This is a genomic window from Amycolatopsis sp. CA-211722 (genome assembly GCF_056828465.1).
On record NZ_CP184752.1, the window covers coordinates 2,600,375 to 2,616,954 of the forward strand.

The 16,580-nt window shown below is 69.5% G+C and carries 21 protein-coding genes; 13 read left to right on the top strand and 8 right to left on the bottom strand.

Translation table 11 applies throughout. The annotated features are described in order from the left end of the window. Positions 1-12 precede the first annotated feature (12 nt). Complete coding sequence (locus tag ACOCEP_RS12755; RefSeq protein WP_482337409.1) at positions 13-1,842, top strand: NB-ARC domain-containing protein; 1,830 nt, start codon at positions 13-15, stop codon at positions 1,840-1,842. Here the strand turns inward: ACOCEP_RS12755 and ACOCEP_RS12760 are convergent. Beyond that, the gene (locus ACOCEP_RS12760) at positions 1,829-3,436 is read right to left on the bottom strand and encodes a hypothetical protein (protein WP_482337410.1); all 1,608 of its coding nucleotides are present in this window, start codon (positions 3,434-3,436) and stop codon (positions 1,829-1,831) included. The genes ACOCEP_RS12755 and ACOCEP_RS12760 overlap by 14 nt on opposite strands. 133 nt (positions 3,437-3,569) lie before the next feature. Between ACOCEP_RS12760 and ACOCEP_RS12765 the strand changes: the two genes are divergently transcribed. Together ACOCEP_RS12765 and ACOCEP_RS12770 are read left to right on the top strand one after the other, a co-directional pair. Further along, entirely contained in the window at positions 3,570-4,238 is a 669-nt protein-coding gene (locus ACOCEP_RS12765) for an HNH endonuclease family protein (RefSeq protein WP_482337411.1), read from the top strand. 28 nt (positions 4,239-4,266) lie between these two features. Continuing rightward, positions 4,267-4,923 (top strand): alpha/beta fold hydrolase, encoded by a 657-nt coding sequence (locus tag ACOCEP_RS12770; protein ID WP_482337412.1) that lies wholly within the window; start codon positions 4,267-4,269, stop codon positions 4,921-4,923. Here the strand turns inward: ACOCEP_RS12770 and ACOCEP_RS12775 are convergent. Continuing rightward, positions 4,901-5,536, bottom strand: a complete 636-nt coding sequence (locus tag ACOCEP_RS12775) for a nitroreductase family protein (protein ID WP_482337413.1) — start codon at positions 5,534-5,536, stop codon at positions 4,901-4,903. The two genes, ACOCEP_RS12770 and ACOCEP_RS12775, sit on opposite strands and share 23 nt — an antisense overlap. 55 nt (positions 5,537-5,591) lie before the next feature. Here ACOCEP_RS12775 and ACOCEP_RS12780 point away from each other — a divergent pair, with 55 nt between their 5' ends. After that, a complete protein-coding gene (locus ACOCEP_RS12780) occupies positions 5,592-6,068 on the top strand; it encodes a MarR family transcriptional regulator (protein WP_482339704.1) in 477 nt (158 codons plus the stop codon). On the opposite strand, the gene ACOCEP_RS12785 is transcribed toward ACOCEP_RS12780, so the two are convergent. The 3 genes from ACOCEP_RS12785 to ACOCEP_RS12795 all read right to left on the bottom strand — a co-directional run bounded on the left by ACOCEP_RS12785 (position 6,037) and on the right by ACOCEP_RS12795 (position 7,726). After that, entirely contained in the window at positions 6,037-6,462 is a 426-nt protein-coding gene (locus ACOCEP_RS12785; RefSeq protein ID WP_482337414.1) for an ATP-binding protein, read from the bottom strand. The genes ACOCEP_RS12780 and ACOCEP_RS12785 overlap by 32 nt on opposite strands. A gap of 77 nt (positions 6,463-6,539) precedes the next feature. Then, positions 6,540-7,313 carry a SigB/SigF/SigG family RNA polymerase sigma factor gene (locus tag ACOCEP_RS12790; RefSeq protein WP_482337415.1) on the bottom strand — a complete coding sequence of 258 codons (774 nt, stop codon included), beginning with the start codon at positions 7,311-7,313 and terminating at the stop codon, positions 6,540-6,542. Continuing rightward, positions 7,310-7,726 (bottom strand): ATP-binding protein, encoded by a 417-nt coding sequence (locus tag ACOCEP_RS12795; RefSeq protein ID WP_016330768.1) that lies wholly within the window; start codon positions 7,724-7,726, stop codon positions 7,310-7,312. Before ACOCEP_RS12795 ends, ACOCEP_RS12790 begins: the two co-directional genes overlap by 4 nt. A gap of 136 nt (positions 7,727-7,862) precedes the next feature. Here ACOCEP_RS12795 and ACOCEP_RS12800 point away from each other — a divergent pair, with 136 nt between their 5' ends. The 6 genes from ACOCEP_RS12800 (at position 7,863) to ACOCEP_RS12825 (ending at position 10,991) form a co-directional block, all read left to right on the top strand. Next, complete coding sequence (locus ACOCEP_RS12800) at positions 7,863-8,171, top strand: WhiB family transcriptional regulator (RefSeq protein WP_016330769.1); 309 nt, start codon at positions 7,863-7,865, stop codon at positions 8,169-8,171. A gap of 214 nt (positions 8,172-8,385) precedes the next feature. Next, the gene (locus ACOCEP_RS12805; RefSeq protein ID WP_126732363.1) at positions 8,386-8,739 is read left to right on the top strand and encodes an STAS domain-containing protein; all 354 of its coding nucleotides are present in this window, start codon (positions 8,386-8,388) and stop codon (positions 8,737-8,739) included. Between the two features lie 54 nt (positions 8,740-8,793). Then, positions 8,794-9,579: a metal-dependent hydrolase gene (locus tag ACOCEP_RS12810; RefSeq protein WP_482339705.1), complete on the top strand. Its 786-nt coding sequence runs from the start codon at positions 8,794-8,796 to the stop codon at positions 9,577-9,579. A gap of 62 nt (positions 9,580-9,641) precedes the next feature. Further along, positions 9,642-10,199, top strand: coding sequence for a TetR/AcrR family transcriptional regulator (locus ACOCEP_RS12815; protein ID WP_482337416.1), 558 nt, complete (start codon positions 9,642-9,644; stop codon positions 10,197-10,199). Between the two features lie 62 nt (positions 10,200-10,261). Continuing rightward, complete coding sequence (locus tag ACOCEP_RS12820) at positions 10,262-10,573, top strand: hypothetical protein (protein WP_482337417.1); 312 nt, start codon at positions 10,262-10,264, stop codon at positions 10,571-10,573. Positions 10,574-10,610: 37 nt separating this feature from the next. Beyond that, entirely contained in the window at positions 10,611-10,991 is a 381-nt protein-coding gene (locus tag ACOCEP_RS12825; RefSeq protein WP_482337418.1) for a hypothetical protein, read from the top strand. A 45-nt stretch (positions 10,992-11,036) separates the two neighbouring features. Here the strand turns inward: ACOCEP_RS12825 and ACOCEP_RS12830 are convergent, their stop codons facing one another. Both ACOCEP_RS12830 and ACOCEP_RS12835 read right to left on the bottom strand, forming a co-directional pair. Next, a complete protein-coding gene (locus ACOCEP_RS12830) occupies positions 11,037-12,671 on the bottom strand; it encodes an ABC transporter permease (protein ID WP_482337419.1) in 1,635 nt (544 codons plus the stop codon). Beyond that, a complete protein-coding gene (locus ACOCEP_RS12835) occupies positions 12,668-13,564 on the bottom strand; it encodes an ABC transporter ATP-binding protein (protein ID WP_482337420.1) in 897 nt (298 codons plus the stop codon). Before ACOCEP_RS12835 ends, ACOCEP_RS12830 begins: the two co-directional genes overlap by 4 nt. 94 nt (positions 13,565-13,658) lie before the next feature. Here ACOCEP_RS12835 and ACOCEP_RS12840 point away from each other — a divergent pair, with 94 nt between their 5' ends. Beyond that, the gene (locus ACOCEP_RS12840) at positions 13,659-14,162 is read left to right on the top strand and encodes a GbsR/MarR family transcriptional regulator (protein WP_482337421.1); all 504 of its coding nucleotides are present in this window, start codon (positions 13,659-13,661) and stop codon (positions 14,160-14,162) included. Between the two features lie 261 nt (positions 14,163-14,423). Here the strand turns inward: ACOCEP_RS12840 and ACOCEP_RS12845 are convergent, their stop codons facing one another. Beyond that, positions 14,424-15,014, bottom strand: a complete 591-nt coding sequence (locus ACOCEP_RS12845; protein ID WP_482337422.1) for a TetR/AcrR family transcriptional regulator — start codon at positions 15,012-15,014, stop codon at positions 14,424-14,426. A gap of 96 nt (positions 15,015-15,110) precedes the next feature. On the opposite strand from ACOCEP_RS12845, the gene ACOCEP_RS12850 reads away from it, so the two are divergent. Together ACOCEP_RS12850 and ACOCEP_RS12855 are read left to right on the top strand one after the other, a co-directional pair. Then, the gene (locus ACOCEP_RS12850; RefSeq protein WP_482337423.1) at positions 15,111-15,743 is read left to right on the top strand and encodes an NAD(P)-dependent oxidoreductase; all 633 of its coding nucleotides are present in this window, start codon (positions 15,111-15,113) and stop codon (positions 15,741-15,743) included. Positions 15,744-15,829: 86 nt separating this feature from the next. Further along, complete coding sequence (locus tag ACOCEP_RS12855) at positions 15,830-16,546, top strand: SGNH/GDSL hydrolase family protein (RefSeq protein ID WP_482337424.1); 717 nt, start codon at positions 15,830-15,832, stop codon at positions 16,544-16,546. Positions 16,547-16,580 lie beyond the last annotated feature (34 nt).

Consider the following 16,580-nt stretch of genomic DNA (forward strand, 5'->3'; position numbering starts at 1 on the left):
AGGAGCGGCTCCGTGCTCGCAGAGATGCGAAATCCGTATTTCGTCGACCGAGGCCCCGAGCGCGCCGAATTCCGCCGGCGCAACGAAGAGGCCCGCTCCGCCGGGCAGCCTCATCTGATCCTGTTCACCGGCCCCCAAGGCGTCGGGAAGACCGTGCTGGCCACCGAGGTCTGTCACGAGGTCGCCGAGCATTACGAGGTCGTGCTCTTCTGCGACACCCAGGGTTCGGCGGGCACGAAGGGGCGACTGGAGGCCCCGGAGATCGCCTTGCACCTTCTCGAAGACCTCGGGGTGGCCGGAGAAGCCATGCCGGCCAAGGACGAGCGCCGGATCGCGGCCCTGCGCGCCCGGCTCGCCGGCCGCAAGGTGCTGCTGTACCTGGACGACGTCGCCACGGCCGACCAGGTGGTGCCGCTGCTGTTCGCCTCGCCCCAGCTCGCCGTGGTCGTCACCAGCCGAAGCAGCTTCGACAAGCTGCGGATGAACGGTTTCACCACGTCGGTGGTCAAGACCTTCGGGCCGGAGGCGGCCGCCGAGCTGGTCGTCAAACGCACCGGGACCATGGTCGGCGCCCGCGAGATCGAGGCCGTCAACCGGATCTGCGAAGGGCTGCCGCTCGCCCTTTCCGTCGCCGCGACGCGGCTGAGCGACACGGGGAGCACCCCCGCCGAGTACGTCGCCGAGCTGAGCGCCGGAAACCCCTTGTACGCCCTCGAACTCGACGACGAGCACCCGGTCCTCAAGATCTTCGACCTCGCCTACGCGGAACTGGCCGACGACGAGCGGTTCGCGTTCAAGGCCTTGAGCCTGCTCCCCGGCGTCGATTTCGGGACGGCCATCGCCGCGGCGGTCCTCGGCCGGGCGGCACCCCACACCAAACGCCTGCTGGAACGGCTCACCAAGGGCAGCCTGATCGAACGCACCGGCCCCGGCAGGTACCGCTATCACAGCCTCCTGCGCGAATTCGCCAAGGACAAGGCGCTTTCCGAGTTCGACCAGCCGGATTTCGCCGGCATCGCCACGAAGGCCGTCGAGTGGAACTGGCGGCTGGCCGTCTCGCTGGACAAGACGCTGTCGAACCGGCCCGCCCCGATCCAGGCGGAAAGCCACTACGCCGGGGTCGAGGCCTTCGAAGGCGACGCCTGGGCCGAGTACACGAGGGAATGGCCCAATATCGTGGCGGCCGCCAAGGAGGCCCGCGCGCTGCCGTCCGGGGAGATCGGGGCGATCTTCCCGTTCTCCCTGTGGTACTTCGGTTATCAGACGAAGCGGCACGACGACGTCATCGACGCCTATCACGAGATCCTCGGCCGCTGGACGGAGCCGCGGGATCGCTGGCAGGTCCTCCGTGACCTCACCGGGCTCCACGAAGCCGCCGAAGATTTCGATCAGACCGACGCGTATGTCGAGCAAGCGCTGGAAGTCGACTATCCGCCAGGCCGGCAGAGCATCTACGACTGGTACGCCCTGGCCAAGGAAGCCCGCGGCGACCACGGATCCGCGCTCGAGCTCTTCGGGAAATCGCGGGAAGCGGTGGCCTCGATGGAGTTCTCGCGGCAACCGCGGGCGCGGGCGTTGCTCGACATGCACACCGGGCGGGTGCTGTTCAAGCTCGGCCGCTTCGAGGACGCCCGGGAGCCCGCCGCGGCGGCCTGGGAATTCTTCCGTGCCGCCGATGGCGAAGAGGCCAACAAGGCGTTTTCGGGCGGCAGGCTCGGCATGATCCTGCGCGAACTCAGCGAGGACGCCGAGGAGCTGCTGCTTCCGGCGTTGGCCCTCTTCGAACGATTGGGAATGGCGAAGCAGGCCGAGGAGATCCGCGCCGTGCTCAGCGAAGAGTGACGTCCAGGCGGTAGCGGCTCAAGCCGAGCTCGACCGTGATCGACGGAGCCAGCTCCTCGAGAGGATGCCCGTCGTCCAGCCAAGCGCGGACGACAGAGGCGTGCACTTCGGTCGGGCCTGGGCCGGTCAGCTCGATCTGTTGCCCGGACGGTGTCGTCACAACGCTCCGCCCAGCTTCGAGGACGGCGCCGACCGCTCCGGCGCGCAGCCCGGCGACGACGTTCGCGCCGGTCAGCACCGAGGCGCCCGAACGGATCGAGCGGAGCGGGTGGTCGTCCGGGCAGGACAGATGTGGATCGGTCCCGGTCCCACGCCGAAGCTCGGCCGGATACCTGGTCAGCCGGACGAGCCGCCCGGCACGGTCGGTCTCGTGGTGGACCTCGGCGGCGACGCGGTGGGACGGCAGGATCGGGAGCCGGGGCGCGGGCGCCGGACCGAGCGGGATCTCGTTCGCGGGCTCGGAAAGGCCGAGTAGCCGGTAGAAGACGCCGCGGAGCCGCTGGAGCGATTCGCCGGGGACCGAGGTGACCAGTTCGGCGACACCCGCGAAATCGTCCGGCCGGTATTCGTCGAGGACGCGCCTGACCTGGTCGAGCAGCGGACGCCGCCGGTCGAGCCGGGGCGCGGTCTCGCCGAGCACCGAGATGGCCGTTCCCGGCGCGACGTCGTCGTCGCCGAACGCGGCCAACGCAGTCGGTTTCCCCAGCGCCGCACCGTATCCGGTCACCGAGCCGTGGTCGCCGACGATCAGGTCGGCGGCGGCCAGACCCGCCTGCCAATCGTCCACTTCGGACAGAAGAACCAGGCCGGAGCGGACGCAGTCGGCCAGCCACGTGTTCAGCTGCCAGGGACTGTGCCCGTGCCGGACGTTGGGATGCACGACCGCGAGCACCTGGAATTCGTCGAGGGGCAGCGCGGCGAGCAGAGTGCGGAGGAAATCCGGCCAGGAGCCGAGCAGGGCGTTCGACCACCATGTCGACGAGGTCAGGACGACCTTGCGGTCACCGGAACCCAGCGCTTCGCGATATCTGTCCCGGTACGGCAGGCCGGCGAGAATCCTGTCGTAGCAAGGATCTCCGGCGACCACGGCCTTCTCGGCGGCAGCGGGGACCGTCTCGGTGAGCAGGTCCAGCTGGGCGGTGTGGGAGAGGACGTAGGCTTCGGCGATCGGTTCGCCGTCGTAGAGCAACCATTGTGGCGAAAGGCCGAAGATCTGCCGGTTTCCTGATTCCCGATTTACCGGCGAGTACTTGGTATATCCTATTCCGTGCGAAAGAATGACCTTGGGGCCGGTGACGTCGCCGATCCCGCCGTGATGGCTCGCCGTGACGACCAGGTCGAACTCGTACCGTTTGGCCTCGCCCCAAGGAATGACGGCCATGCCCAGCGTGTCGAGAAGTTCGCGCAGGCCGTGCCGGAACGGGTCCTCGGCGCAGGTGAACACCACCTGGACGCGGAAATCGTTCTCGAAGGCGGGAAGTACCTCCAGCAGCCGTGTCACCGTGGTGACGTTGTGCGCGATCACGAGGACCCGGCGGCGGACCGCGACGGTCGCCCAATTCGCCGTCTTGATGCCGATGAGTGCCTCGTTCACGGCCTGACCGTAACCGATCCGGAGAAGTGGTCTGGATCACGTCGCACGGTGTCATCGTCGTGTCGCACCAGGTTCCCTCGCGCCGCGAGGTGATACTCGGGCGCTCCCCAACCCCGTCGAGAGGAACCGCGCGGTGGCAACGCGTACCAGCCAGATGACCACGGCTCAGCGGCTGCTCCTGCTGATCACCCTCGCCGCCGTCGTGCTCGCGGTGTTCTGGTTCGTGAGCGGCAAGGGCGACGCGTTGCAGCCGAAGCCCGCGAACCCCGCGAGCGCCGCCGACGCGCGCAAGCAGCTGGACGAGCTCACGGTCGCGCCGCGCGGCTCGATGGACGGCTACGACCGCAAGAAGTACCCGCACTGGGACAACCAGGGGAACAACTGCAACACCCGCGAGTTCGTGCTCAAACGTGACGGCAAGGACGTCAAGGCCGGTTCCGACTGCGCCCCGACCTCCGGCAGCTGGACGAGCATCTACGACGGGGAGACCTGGACGAAGCCGACCGACGTCGACATCGACCACATGGTCCCGCTCGCGCAGAGCTGGGTCAGCGGCGCGAAGTCGTGGACCGACGAGAAGCGGCGCCAGTTCGCGAACGACCTGACCCGGCCGCAGCTGTTCGCCGTCACCGACAACGTCAACCAGGAGAAGAGCGACAAGGCGCCGGACCAGTGGAAGCCGCCGCTCGTCTCGTTCTGGTGCACCTACGCCACCGACTGGATCACCGTGAAGCACTACTACGGCCTCACGATCACCATCGCCGAGAAGAGCGCGCTCGGCGACATGCTCGGTCGTTGCTGATCCGCCCGGCTTCGGGTTGGCTGGGGCCATGGCGACCTTCGTACTGATCCATGGCGGTGGCGGCAGCGCCTGGGACTTCCACCTCCTGGAGGCGGAGCTGACCGGCCGCGGGCATGACGTCGTCGCGGTCGACCTGCCGATCGACGACGAGAAGGCCGGGTTCCCGGAGCATGTCGACGCGGTGGTGAACGCGGTCGGAGACCGCCGGGACCTGGTGGTGCTGGGGCATTCCTACGGCGGTTTCACCGCGCCGATCGTCGCCGGGAAGCTTTCGGCGCGGCTGCTCGTGATGCTGACCCCGATGATCCCGAAACCGGGCGAGACACCGGGGGATTGGTGGGGCAACACGGGTTTCGAGGACGCCGAGGACCTCACCGACGAGGAGAAGTTCTACAACGGCGTCCCAGCCGGCATCGTCGCGGAGGCGGGCTCGCACGCCCGGAACCAGGTCAGCGCCGAATGGGGACAGCCGTGGCCGCTGGACGAGTGGCCGGACGTCCCGACGAAGGTGCTCATCGGGCGCGACGATCGCTTCTTCCCGCCCGAGTTCCAGCGCCGGGTCGTCCAGGACAGGCTCGGTTTCGCCCCCGACGAGATCGACGGCTCCCACTCCGTGCCCTTGAGCCGTCCCCAGGAACTGGCGGACCGGCTGGAGTCCTACCTCACCAACGGTCCAGCCGCATGACGTCGTCGAGCGGCTGACGCGCGGCGGGCTTGAAGGTGTCGCCGGTGTAGAACGCCGTCGGGATGAGCGCGGCCTGGTGCACGTTCTCCGGCAGGCCGAGGATCTCCGCGGCCTCCTTCTCGTACGCGAGGTGCAGCGTCGTCCACGCGGTGCCGAGCGTGACGGCGCGCGCCGCGAGCATGTAGCTCCACACCGCGGGCAGCAGGTTCCCCCACAGGCCGGCCTGGTTGCCGGCGGGCAGCTCGGCGCTGTTCGTCTCCAGGCACGGGACGACGTGCACGGGCACCTCGCCCATCTTGTCGGCCAGGTACTCGACGCTGGAGCCGACGCGCTTCTGCACCTTCGACCGCTCCGGGTCGTCCGCGAACAGCTTCCCCGCCGCCCGCGGGGAGTCGAGGTACTCGCGGCACGCCCGCTGATACAGCTTCCCGAGCTCGGCCCGCTGCCCGGGATCGGTGATCACGAGCCAGTGCCAGCGCTGGGTGTTCGATCCGCTCGGCGCCTGCAGCGCCACCTGCAGGGCGTGTTTGACCAGTTCGAGAGGCACCGGCCGGGTCAGGTCCAGTCGTTTGCGGACGGTCCGGGTGGTCGTCAGCAGCTCTTCGGGCGTCATCCGGCGATTATGTCGTTATGATCCGCTGGTGGGGAGGCCGCCGCGCGAACGAGGGATGGGCACTTTGCTCAGGCACGTCCTCGACGTGACCGAGGCGGACGTCGCCGCGTTCTTCGAGGACATCGGGCTGGGCGACTACCGCCCGCGGTTCACGCCGTTCGTCCGCGCGATCGTCACCCACGGGCCGCTGCCCATCCGCGACCTCGCCGCCGAAGTCGGCGTGACCCATTCCGCGGCCAGCCAGACGATCGCGCAGATGGCGCGTCAGGACCTCGTCTCGCTGCGGCCAGGGACCGACGCCCGGCAGCGGATCGTCTCGCTGACCGAAAAGACACAGCGGCTGATGCCGACGCTCGAGGCGGAATGGGCGGCGACCAGCGCCGCGGCCGCGCAGCTGGAAGCCGAACTGCCGTACCCGCTCAGGGAGGTGCTGGTCGCCGCCGTCGAGGCCTTGGAGCGGAAATCGCTCCGGGAACGCATCGCCGAAACGGACGCCGCGCTCAAGCTGACGCGTCGGCCCGGTCGAGACTGAACACGGCCCAGACGTACTTCCCGCCGGAGCAGAGCTCGTGGCCCCAGTCGTCGGACAACGCGTGCACCAGCTGGAGACCGCGGCTGCGCGCCGCCATCGGTGACGGCTCCTTCAGCTTCGGCCGGTTCGTCCCGGAATCGAAGACCCGCAGGGTGAGCCTTCCGTCGGAATACTCGACTTCGAGCCTGTCCGGCTTCTCCCCGTGCTCGAAGGCGTTCGTGACGAGCTCGGAGGTCGCCAGGAGAACGTCGTCGACCGCGGGGCCGTCGAGGCCGAAGTCCGCCAGTGTCGCTCGCACCGCTTGCCGCGCGACGGCGGGCGCCGTCACATCGACCGGCAGAGGGAGGGAGACCACCGGCAACGAGCCCTCCGATCGCGTCCTGGACATCGTCATGGTTCCGCACCTCCCTTCACGAGAGACTCCCAGATCGGCCGTTCGCCTCCCTGATACCCACAAGGGGCGTGGTCGAATCAGACTCCGTCGGTGAGTTCGGTCTCGGTCAGTCCTTCACGCAGTTTCTTGAGCGTGGCGGCCAGCAGTCTCGACACCTGCATCTGGGAAACACCGACACGGCGCGCGATATCCGACTGGCTCATCCCGGACCCGAACCGCAACGCGACGATCTTGCGTTCACGGTCGGGCAGCCGTTCCAGCATCGGCCGCAGCGCCTCGCGCAGCTCCGCCTGGCTCAGATTGGCGTCGGCCTCGCCGAAGCGGGTGTGCGCGGAGTTCTCCAGGAGGTTGTCCAGCGAGGCGCCGTACCGGCCCTGGCCGGCACGGAGACCCTCGTAGACCTCGTCGATGGGGACACCGAGGTGCTCGGCGATCTCACTGGGCTTGGGCGCCCGGGAGAGCCGCACCGTCAGCTCCTCGCGCACGGCCGAGATGTTCGCGTTCAGTTCCTTGAGCCGCCGCGGCACCCGCACCGACCAGCTGTTGTCCCGGAAGTGATGCCGCAGTTCGCCGGAGATGGTGGGCACCGCGAAGGCCAGGAAGTCGCTGCCCTGGCCGGGGTCGAACCGGTCGACGGCGTGGATCAGCCCGATCGTCGCGATCTGGACCAGGTCCTCCATCGACTCGTCCCGGTTGCGGAACTTGCGCGCCAGGTTGCGCGCGAGTTCGAGATGCGCGCGCACCAATTCGTCCCGCAGCGTCTCGCGCTCGGGGGAGTCCTGCGGCAGCGCGCACATGCGCTCGAACAGGGCCGGAACGTCCGCGCCGTCTTGCTCGACGGGTTCGGTCACGGCCGGGCCGCCTCGCTCTCCCGGATGAGCTCCACCCTGGACAGGTAGCCGCCGTCGGCCGGGGTGACACTCCGTCGCGCGGACGTCGCCAGCGCGGTCAGCAGTTGCCAGGACAGACCGGTCTCGTCGTCGGGTTCCGGAGAATCCGAAAGCACCGAGACGGTCACCTCGATCCGCCCGTCCTTCCACGAGAAGACGCATGTCAGGTGCCCGTCGGCGGCCGAGGGGAGCAGCATGGAGCAGGCCTCGTCCACCGCCATCCGGAGATCCTCGACCGCGTCCAGGTCGAAGTCCTGGCGCATCGCGATGTCCGCGACGATCGTCCGGAGAGTCGGCACCACGTGCGGTACCGCGGCCGTGCGTACCTCGATGAGTTGAGCGCCCTCCCCGCCGGGCGGGGTGTTGTCCACCACGTGTGTTCCTCTCTCCAGCTGCACTGCCGATCGGTCAGATGCCCTGGGTGTGAGCAAACCAAACCCACGTTTGAGCCGTGCAGGGGGCGGGCATGTAACCGGCGACAAACGATCTCCTGGGAAGGCGGGGACCGACATGGCTGACGTGAGCCGGCTGCCGAACGTGGTGGCGGAAGAGTGGGACTGGCAGCTCCGTGGGTCGTGCCGAGGCGCCGACAGCAGCTTGTTCTTCCACACGGACAACGAGCGCGGTTCGGCTCGCGAGCGGCGCGAATCGCGGGCCAAGGCCATCTGCCACACCTGCCCCGTGCTGGCGCAGTGCCGCAAGCACGCGCTCGCCGTGCAGGAGCCGTACGGCATCTGGGGCGGGCTGGGCGAGATCGAGCGCCGCGAGCTCTTCCTCCGCGAACGCCGCGCCGGGCGCAAGGCGTTGACCGCGCATTGAGCGCGCCCGGAGCACCGGTCGGCGACGCGCGCGACGGCGATCGTGGCGCCCCGTCCGTACTGGGTTAGGGTTGGGACTGTCGTTGCGGGGACAGCCACGCCTACCCGCCGAAGAAGAGCGTGCGTCCGTGTCCGGACTGGGCGCGGCCGTCGCTTGAGACCACAGGCGCGTTCCGGCGCTGAGCGTCGGTTCTCACCTGATGAGGAGAATGTGCATGCCCGCAGCGGACCAGAACACCACGCCGCCCGGTTTCAGCATCACGCTGGACGCCGACGCGTCTGAACCGCGTGTGGTGGTCACCGGTGAGCTCGACCTGCTGACGAGCCCGCAGCTTCAGGAGACCCTCGGGGCCCTGATCACGGACAAACCGTCCGGTCGCGTGGTCGCCGACCTGACCGGTGTGACGTTCTTCGACTCCTCGGCGCTGAACGTGGTGCTCCAGGCACAGCGTCAGGCCGCCGAGAAGGAGGTCGAGCTCGAACTGGTGCCCAGCCCGCAGGTCAGCCGAGTGATCGAGCTCACCGGCGTCGCCGAGCACCTCAGCGTGTCGGAGGAGCCCCCCGCCTGATCCCCCGATACGGTCGTGGGCTCGTGATCCGCGACACCTGGGGGCAGCACGATGATGGGGCGGACGCATGCCCTGACCGGATGGTGCGCGGGTCTCGCGCTCGCGCCCGTCGTCGGAGCGGGGACGGTGCATCAAGCGGTCGTGTTCGCCGCGACCACGGCCGGCTTCGCCCTCCTTCCCGACCTCGACCACCCGGGCGCTCGCGCGTCGAAGCTGCTCGGCTGGTTCACCGGCGCGATCTCTTGGCTGCTCCGCCGGGTTTCGGCGGCGCTGTACGCGCTGACCAAGGGACCACGGGACGAGAAGGTCACCGGTAAGCACCGGCATCTCTCGCACACCGTGCTGTTCGCCGTCGGTCTCGGCTTCCTGACCTCCTGGGGCACCGCCGAGGGCGGCCCGTGGGCGGTGTTCGGCGTCGTCGTCCTCGGCCTGCTGCTCGCCGAAGGCGCGCTCGGCGACTGGCTCCTGCCGGTCAGCGGCGCTGCGGTCGCCTGGTGGGTGTGGACCGCCCCGCCGGACAAGGCGGCGCAACTCGCGGAGATCTCCGGCTGGCTCGGCGTCGCCGTCGCGGCCGGGTGTTTCGTGCACTGCCTCGGCGACGCGCTGACCGAGTCCGGCTGCCCGTTCCTGTTCCCGATCCCGATCGCCGGCGAGACCTGGTACGAGATCCGGCCGCCGAAACCGCTGCGGTTCCGCACCGGCAAGAAGGTGGAGAACCGGCTGATCTTCCCGGTGTTCGCGGTCGCCGCGGTGGTGCTGATCCCGGGCGTCTGGGAGTACCTCTTCACCACGGTCCAAGGGCTGCTCACGCCGGACGGGACGCAGACCGCGGTGCATTGAGGAATGCCCTCGTCGCAGGCGGCGTTGAATCGGAACGCCGGACCCGGTTCGAGGAGGGAACAGTGGACAAGCCCGTGCTGCGCGCCGACGCGCGCCGCAACCGAGCGAAGGTGCTCGCGGCCGCCGAAGAGGCCTTCGCCGTCGACGGCCTCGCCGTCCCCCTCGACGAGATCGCCCGGATCGCCGGTGTCGGCGCGGGCACGGTCTACCGGCATTTCCCCAGCAAGGAAGCGCTTTTCCAGGCCGTCGTGGTGGACCGGCTGGAGCAGTTCGCGGGGGAAGCGCGCGAACTGCTGGCCGCCGAAGACCCCGGTGAAGCGTTCTTCGGCTTTTTCAACCGCGTCGTCCAGCAGGCGTCACGCAACCGGGCCCTCTGCGACGCGCTCGCCGAGACGACCGGGCTGGGTTTCAAAGCGAGCGCGGGCAACGACTTCCGGTCCGCGTCGCAGGCGTTACTGACCAGGGCGCAGGCCGCGGGCGCGGTCCGCGAGGACATCGACGGCGACGACCTGCGCGCCCTGATCGCCGGATGCCTGGCCGCGGAACGGTATTCGCTCGAAGAACGCCATCTCGCGCGGATCGTTGTCGACGGATTGCGCACGCAACGTAACGAAACGTAAGATCGACACGAGTAGTCCTCGTACCTGCGCTTCGTATGACAGTGCTTACTGAGGGGTGCCGGATGTCGAGCCAGGGTTCCGTCACGGTCGCGGCCATCGCCGGCCTCGCGACCGGGCTGCTCGTCGCCGCCCTTCTGGTGGCAGGCCGCGAGCCGCAGCGCCGCGTCTACGAAGTCGGCACGACCCCGTCGCCGGTCACGACGTCCCGTTCGGTCGGGCCGGTCACGGTGACCGTGCCGGGCAGCGCGCCGGAACCGCTCGTCGTCACCCGCACCAGTACACCGGCGCCGCGCACGGTGACCAAGACCGTGACGCCATCTCCCACTTCGACGGAGCTGCCGCCGTCCACGACCACCGGGTTCCGCAGCGACTGAGGCAACCCGGGCGGCCCTTCGCGTCGTCTGTCCAGGTATGCGAAGAGCGCCTGTTTGCCTGCTCCTGCTCGCGACCTTGGCCGCGTGCCATTCCGGCGAGGAGGCCTGTGCGGCCATCGGCCTGCAGGAGGGGATCTCCCTCGACGTCCCACCGGAAGCCACCCGCGTGTCGCTGGAGTTGTGCTGGGCCGGTACCTGCGTGACCGAGTCCGCGCCCGGCGGCGAGCACGTCTTCATCCCGACCCGGGGCCTGCCGACCACGCCGGTCCGGACCACGGTGACCCTCGACGACGGACAGCCCTACACCCTCGACGTGACCCCGGCGCTCGCCTATCCGGTGAGCAAAGCGTGCGGAGGCGGCGAGCCGGTCGCGAAGCTGGTCGTGACGTCCGGCGGCGAAGTACGGCAAGTACCGTGAAGGCCGTCCACCCCGTCGGACGGCCTTCACGGTTTTCCCCTGTGGCTAGCCGACGTCGCGACGCCGCCAGCCCATGAGCCCGGCCACGAGCGCGACCACGGCGACCCCGGTCAGCCAGACCAGCGGTGTCGCGGTGAACTCCGCGGCGGGCAGTTTCGGTACGTGCGAGAACGGTGAGGCGTCGACGACCGCCTGCGGCAGGTTCAGCACCGGGCCGAACAGGCTGAGCAGCAACGCCAGCCCGGCGATCGCCCACGCCGCCGTCGAGAACTTCGGCGCCAGGCCGAAAAGTGTCACGGCGAGGCCGGTGATCACCCATACCGCCGGAAGCTGTGCCAGCGAAGCGAGCACCATGTCCCCGATCGCGTCGGAGACACTGCCGGCCCGCATCCCGTTCGACAGTCCTAAAAGGACACCGCTGAGCACCATCATCAGCGCCGTGCCGCCGAACGTGAACACCAGGTGGCTCCCCAAGAGCCGCAGCCTGCCCACGCTCGTCGCGAGCAGCGGCTCGACCCGCACCGCGGTCTCCTCGGCGCGGAGCCGCAACGCGGACTGCACGCCGTAGAGCGCGACGACCATGGCGAACAGGCCCGCCATGGCGGCCATGAAGGCGTCGATCAGCGCGTCCGTGCCGCCCAGCCGGGTGAAGATCTCCTTCGCCTGCTGGCTTTCCCCGACGACGTCCCCGATGCCGCTCGCCACCGAGCCGAACACCGCGGCGCAGACCGCCGTGCCGATCAGCCAGCCGATCAACGGGCCCCGGTGCAGCCGCCACGCCAACGCGAACGGGCTGCGCAGCGACGCCGCCGCTTGGGCGGGGCCGGGGCGAGGCGGGACGATGCCGGTGCCGACGTCGCGCCGCGGAAGCAGCGCGTACCCGGCTGCGCCGACGACCACGGTCGCGGCCAGCGGCAGCAGGAAGACCCACCAGCGCTCATCGGCGAACGGCCGGATCCGCTGCGCCCACCCGATCGGGGAAAGCCAGGAGACCCAGGTCGCGTCCGAGGTCGAGTCGCCGACGGCGCGCAGCAGGAACGCGGCCCCGACGGCGGTGGCGCCGATCCCGTTGGCCGTCCTCGAATACTCGGCGACCTGGACGGCCACCGCCGCGATCGCCGTGAAGACCAGCCCGGTCGCCGTGGTGGCGGCGCCGAGCGCGAGCGAGCCGGAGACGGGCAGTTTCGCGCCGATCATCAGCCCGGTCTCGACGAGTCCGATGAGGACACTCGCGCCGGCGGACACCAGCACGCCCGCGGTCAGCAGGGCGTACCGGCCGACCACCGCGGAGGCCAGCAGTTCCGCGCGGCCGGAGTCCTCCTCGGCGCGGGTGTGCCGGGTGACGGTGAAGACCGCCATCAGCCCGGCGATCAGGGCGAGGAACCCGCCGAGCCGCCACGCGGTGAACCCGCCCGCGGTCGAAAGATCGAAGGCGGGGCCGTAGATCAGCGAAAGCGACGGGTTCGCGCCCATGCTCGCGGTGAGGCCGGCCCGTTCGGCGGCCGTCGGATACAGCGTTTCGAACGTCCCCGACGACGTCGAAGGCATGATCCCGAGCAGGACGATCCAGATCGGCAGGACGATCCGGTCCCGCCGCAGCGCCAGCCTGGTCAGCTGCCAGGTGCCGACCAGTCCATGCGCCGGTCCGGCGGCCACGGGACGGTCCAGCGTCGCGGTCATTTCGCGCTCGCTTCGGTGGTGTAGTGACGGAGGAACAGCTCTTCGAGCGTCGGCGGCTGGCTGGTCAGGCTGCGGACGCCGACCTGGGTGAGCTGGCGCAGGGCGTCGTCGAGGGAGCGGGTTTCGACGTCGAAACGGACGCGGTTGCCCTCGACCTTGAGGTCGTGGATGTTCCGCAGTTCGGTGAGGCCGTTCGGCGGACCCGCCAGTTCGGCCGAGATCGACGTCCTGGTGAGGTGCCGGAGTTCGGCCAGTGTGCCGGTCTCGACGGTGCGCCCGTTCCGGATGATGCTGACCTTGTCGCAGAGCGCCTCGACCTCGGCGAGGATATGGCTCGACAGCAGCACCGTGCGGCCCTGCTCGCGTTCCTCCTGGATCGCGTACTGGAAGGTGGCTTCCATCAGCGGGTCGAGGCCGGAGGTCGGCTCGTCCAGGATCAGCAGGTCGACACGCGAGGCCAGCGCGGCCACGATCGCGACCTTCTGCCGGTTGCCCTTGGAGTAGGTGCGGCCCTTCTTCCTGGGGTCGAGGTCGAACCGCTCGATCAGGTCCTTGCGGCGGCGCTGATCGAGGCCGCCCCGCAACCGCCCCAGCAGATCGATCACCTCGCCGCCGGACAGGTTGGGCCAGAGGTTCACGTCGCCGGGGACGTAGGCGAGGCGCCGGTGCAGGCTCGCCGCGTCCTTCCAGGGGTCGCCGCCGAGCAGGCGGACGTCCCCCGAGTCCGCGTGGAGCAGGCCGAGCAGGACCCGGACGGTGGTCGACTTCCCCGCGCCGTTCGGGCCGAGGAAGCCGTGCACCTCCCCAGCGGGTACCCGCAGGTCAAGGCCGTCCAAGGCCTTGGTCCGGCCGAAGGATTTGTGGAGGCCGGAGATGGAGATGGCGTTTTCCATGCGTCTGAAGGTACAGTGATTTCACGAAGTTGTGAAGTTAAGAAAACGTATGGATGGTGTGATCACTCTGGGGAAGGTAGGAGAGGATGTGCCCATGACGACGACGCCTGAGAGTGCTTCGAGCACCCAGAGAGACGAGGACGCCGTCCGCCGTTACGTGGAGCACCTGGGCCTCACGCTCTCCCAGATCGGGATGCAGCGGATGCCCGCCAGGGTGTTCGCCGCGCTGATGACCACCGACGCCGGCCGGCTCACCGCGGCCGAGCTGGCCGACCAGCTCTCGGTGAGCCCGGCCGCGATCTCCGGAGCCGTGCGGTACCTGGAGCAGATCGGCCTGGTCGCCAAGGAACGCGAACCCGGCTCGCGCCGCGACCACTACCGGCTCTTCGACGACCTCTGGTACGCCACCTTCATGAAGCGCGACCGCATGATCACCATGTGGCGGGACGCGGCGGACGAGGGCGTTTCGGCGCTGGGCGCGGACACACCGGCGGGTGAGCGGGTCGCGGAGATGCGGGACTTCCTGAGCTTCATGATCAAGGAGCTCAACGACATGTACGCGAAGTGGCACGAGATGCGGGCCGCGAAGGGCAAGTAGGTGCTGGGCCTCGTGAGTGGCTAGGACGGTTCTAACCGTCCTAGCCACTCACGAGGCCACCGCGACCACGATGTTCCGGCGGCGTTGGTCGCGTGCAAGTACGTGAAGGCCCCCTTCATTGCGCCAGGCGCAATGAAGGGGGCCTTCATGTACTTGGGATAGGCGTGAAGGTCGAGTTCACCCGCGGTCGCCGTGACTGCTGATGCGTATGTGGCCTTCACGGCACAGTGGACCAGACTTGCCCGTCACGCGAATCGCCACTCACGAGGCCACCGCGACCACGAGCGTGCCGGCCAGCCTTCTCGCCCACCCGTCCAGCTCCTCCGCGGACGGCTCGCGGTCCTCGAAGGACGCCAGGAACGCGTACTGGAAACAGGCCCCGAGCAGGAGTGACGCCGCCGCGTCCAGATCCGCGTCCTCGCGGACCCTGCCGAGCCGGACCTCTTCGCCCAAGTACGCGGACAGGCGTACCAGTGGGAGGTCCGGCCCGCCCGCCCGGCTCATGACGCGTTCCCGATGGGTCGCGAGCAGCTCCCGGGAGGAGAACAGTGACACCGAGATCGGGAAGCTCTCCAGGTAGAACGCCAGCGTGATCCGCGCCAGCCGGGCCAGATTCTCCACGAGCGGCGCGTCCGCCGCGGAACTCATCAGCTCGTCCAGCGTCGTCCCGAGCGCGGGCAGCCGCTCGGTGAGCACGCTCATGAAGATCTCGGTCTTGTCCTTGAAGTGCTTGTACAGCAACGCCTCGGAGTAGCCGGCCGCCCGTGCGATGGCCTTCGTCGTGGCGTGCGCGTAGCCCTGCTCGCGCATCACCTTCGCCGCCGCGGCGACGATCTCCTCGCGGCTTCCCATGTTCGCTCCTGAGGGCTTCTCAGCGTTCGCTCGACAAGTGGTGGGTGAACACTCACCATAGTGGGTGAGTGTTCACTAACCCAGGAAGGCGTGACCATGAAGCTCACTGTTCTCGGTGCCACGGGCGGGGTCGGCTCCGAAGTCGTCAAGCAGGCGCTGGCCGCGGGGCACCACGTCACGGCGGTCGTCCGCGACCCGTCCCGCCTGCACGCCGAAGGGGAACTGCTGGAGGTCGTCGTCGCCCAGTTGTCCGAGCACGGCGCGTTGACCGAGGCGGTGTCCGGGCGCGACGTGGTGATCTCGGCGCTGGGCGCCCGCGACCGCAACCCGACGACCATCGTCACCGACGGGGCGCACGCCGCGGTCGCCGCGCTCGGCTCGGCGGGCACGCGGAGGCTGCTGCTGGTGAGCGCCAGCGGCCCGTTCGTGGACGGCGACGGCTTCTTCACCAGGAACATCGTCAAGCCGATCCTGGGCAGGGTCCTCCGGCACGCCTTCGCGGACATGGTCGCCGCCGAGCGGATCGTGCGCGCGAGCGACCTCGACTGGACGATCGTGCGTCCGCCGCGCCTGCTGAACGGGCCGCACACCGGCGCGATCGCCGCCCGCACCGACGGCAACGTGCGCGGGAGTTACAGCATCAATCGCGCCGACGTCGCCGACTACCTGCTCCGCGCGGCCGCCGACGACTCGCTCGTCCGGCAGACGGTCTCGATCGCCCACGGCTGACACCCCCGCGTTTCGTCCTCTCGTTGCGGTTGTTGCGTGCGCAACGATCGCGTTCAGAGGACGAAACGCGGAAGTAGAGTCGCGGGGTGATCAGCCGTGCGGTGGTGCTCGCCCCGATCCTGCTCGCGCAAGCCGTCCGGGTGCGCCGCACGACGCCGAGACTGCCCGGCGCCGAGGGGCCGGTCGCCGGCCTCGTGAAGGGCGACGGCCGCCCGGTGCGGCTCGCGGTGCTCGGCGAGTCCACCGTGGACGGCGTCGGCGCGGCCACGCACGCCGAAGCGCTGACCGGACGGCTCGCGGACGAACTCGCGCGGGGCGGCCGCGCGGTCGCCTGGCAGGCCATCGGCAAGACCGGCGCCAACGCCCGCGTGGCGCGCGAGGAACTGCTGCCGCTGCTCGAACCCGCCGACCTCGTGGTGATCGCACTCGGCGTCAACGACACGATCGAACTGCATTCGGCCACGCGCTACCGGCGTGACCTGCTCGACCTCGTCGTCGCGGTGCGGCGCCGGGTGGGCCTGGTCCCGGTGGTGCTCGCGGGTGTCCCGCCGATGGGGCGGTTCCCCTCGCTGCCGCGTCCGCTGCGGGACGTCCTCGGCGCCCGGTCGGCCGTCCTCGACGCCGCGGCCGCGCGGCTGGCGCTGCTGCCCGGCGTCGTCCACGTCCCGATGCCCGCCGCGATGCTGGACCCGGCGACCTTCGCCGAAGACCGTTTCCACCCCGGCCCCGAGGGCTACCGGCGCTGGGCCGAACAACTCGCGGACGTGAGCCGGCGGCTACTCAGCGACACCATTTCGCGGTAAAAGCGCTGATCAGGTCACTCGCATGCCACAGATT

What these genes read in the sequence shown, in the direction of transcription:
- ACOCEP_RS12770 (WP_482337412.1), top strand. Translation starts at nt 4,267, where the DNA reads ATGGCGACCTTCGTACTGATCCATGGCGGTGGCGGCAGCGCCTGGGAC.
- ACOCEP_RS12775 (WP_482337413.1), bottom strand. Translation starts at nt 5,536, where the DNA reads ATGACGCCCGAAGAGCTGCTGACGACCACCCGGACCGTCCGCAAACGA.
- ACOCEP_RS12780 (WP_482339704.1), top strand. Translation starts at nt 5,592, where the DNA reads ATGGGCACTTTGCTCAGGCACGTCCTCGACGTGACCGAGGCGGACGTC.
- ACOCEP_RS12785 (WP_482337414.1), bottom strand. Translation starts at nt 6,462, where the DNA reads ATGACGATGTCCAGGACGCGATCGGAGGGCTCGTTGCCGGTGGTCTCC.
- ACOCEP_RS12800 (WP_016330769.1), top strand. Translation starts at nt 7,863, where the DNA reads ATGGCTGACGTGAGCCGGCTGCCGAACGTGGTGGCGGAAGAGTGGGAC.
- ACOCEP_RS12805 (WP_126732363.1), top strand. Translation starts at nt 8,386, where the DNA reads ATGCCCGCAGCGGACCAGAACACCACGCCGCCCGGTTTCAGCATCACG.
- ACOCEP_RS12810 (WP_482339705.1), top strand. Translation starts at nt 8,794, where the DNA reads ATGGGGCGGACGCATGCCCTGACCGGATGGTGCGCGGGTCTCGCGCTC.
- ACOCEP_RS12820 (WP_482337417.1), top strand. Translation starts at nt 10,262, where the DNA reads ATGTCGAGCCAGGGTTCCGTCACGGTCGCGGCCATCGCCGGCCTCGCG.
- ACOCEP_RS12825 (WP_482337418.1), top strand. Translation starts at nt 10,611, where the DNA reads ATGCGAAGAGCGCCTGTTTGCCTGCTCCTGCTCGCGACCTTGGCCGCG.
- ACOCEP_RS12830 (WP_482337419.1), bottom strand. Translation starts at nt 12,671, where the DNA reads ATGACCGCGACGCTGGACCGTCCCGTGGCCGCCGGACCGGCGCATGGA.
- ACOCEP_RS12835 (WP_482337420.1), bottom strand. Translation starts at nt 13,564, where the DNA reads ATGGAAAACGCCATCTCCATCTCCGGCCTCCACAAATCCTTCGGCCGG.
- ACOCEP_RS12840 (WP_482337421.1), top strand. Translation starts at nt 13,659, where the DNA reads ATGACGACGACGCCTGAGAGTGCTTCGAGCACCCAGAGAGACGAGGAC.
- ACOCEP_RS12845 (WP_482337422.1), bottom strand. Translation starts at nt 15,014, where the DNA reads ATGGGAAGCCGCGAGGAGATCGTCGCCGCGGCGGCGAAGGTGATGCGC.
- ACOCEP_RS12850 (WP_482337423.1), top strand. Translation starts at nt 15,111, where the DNA reads ATGAAGCTCACTGTTCTCGGTGCCACGGGCGGGGTCGGCTCCGAAGTC.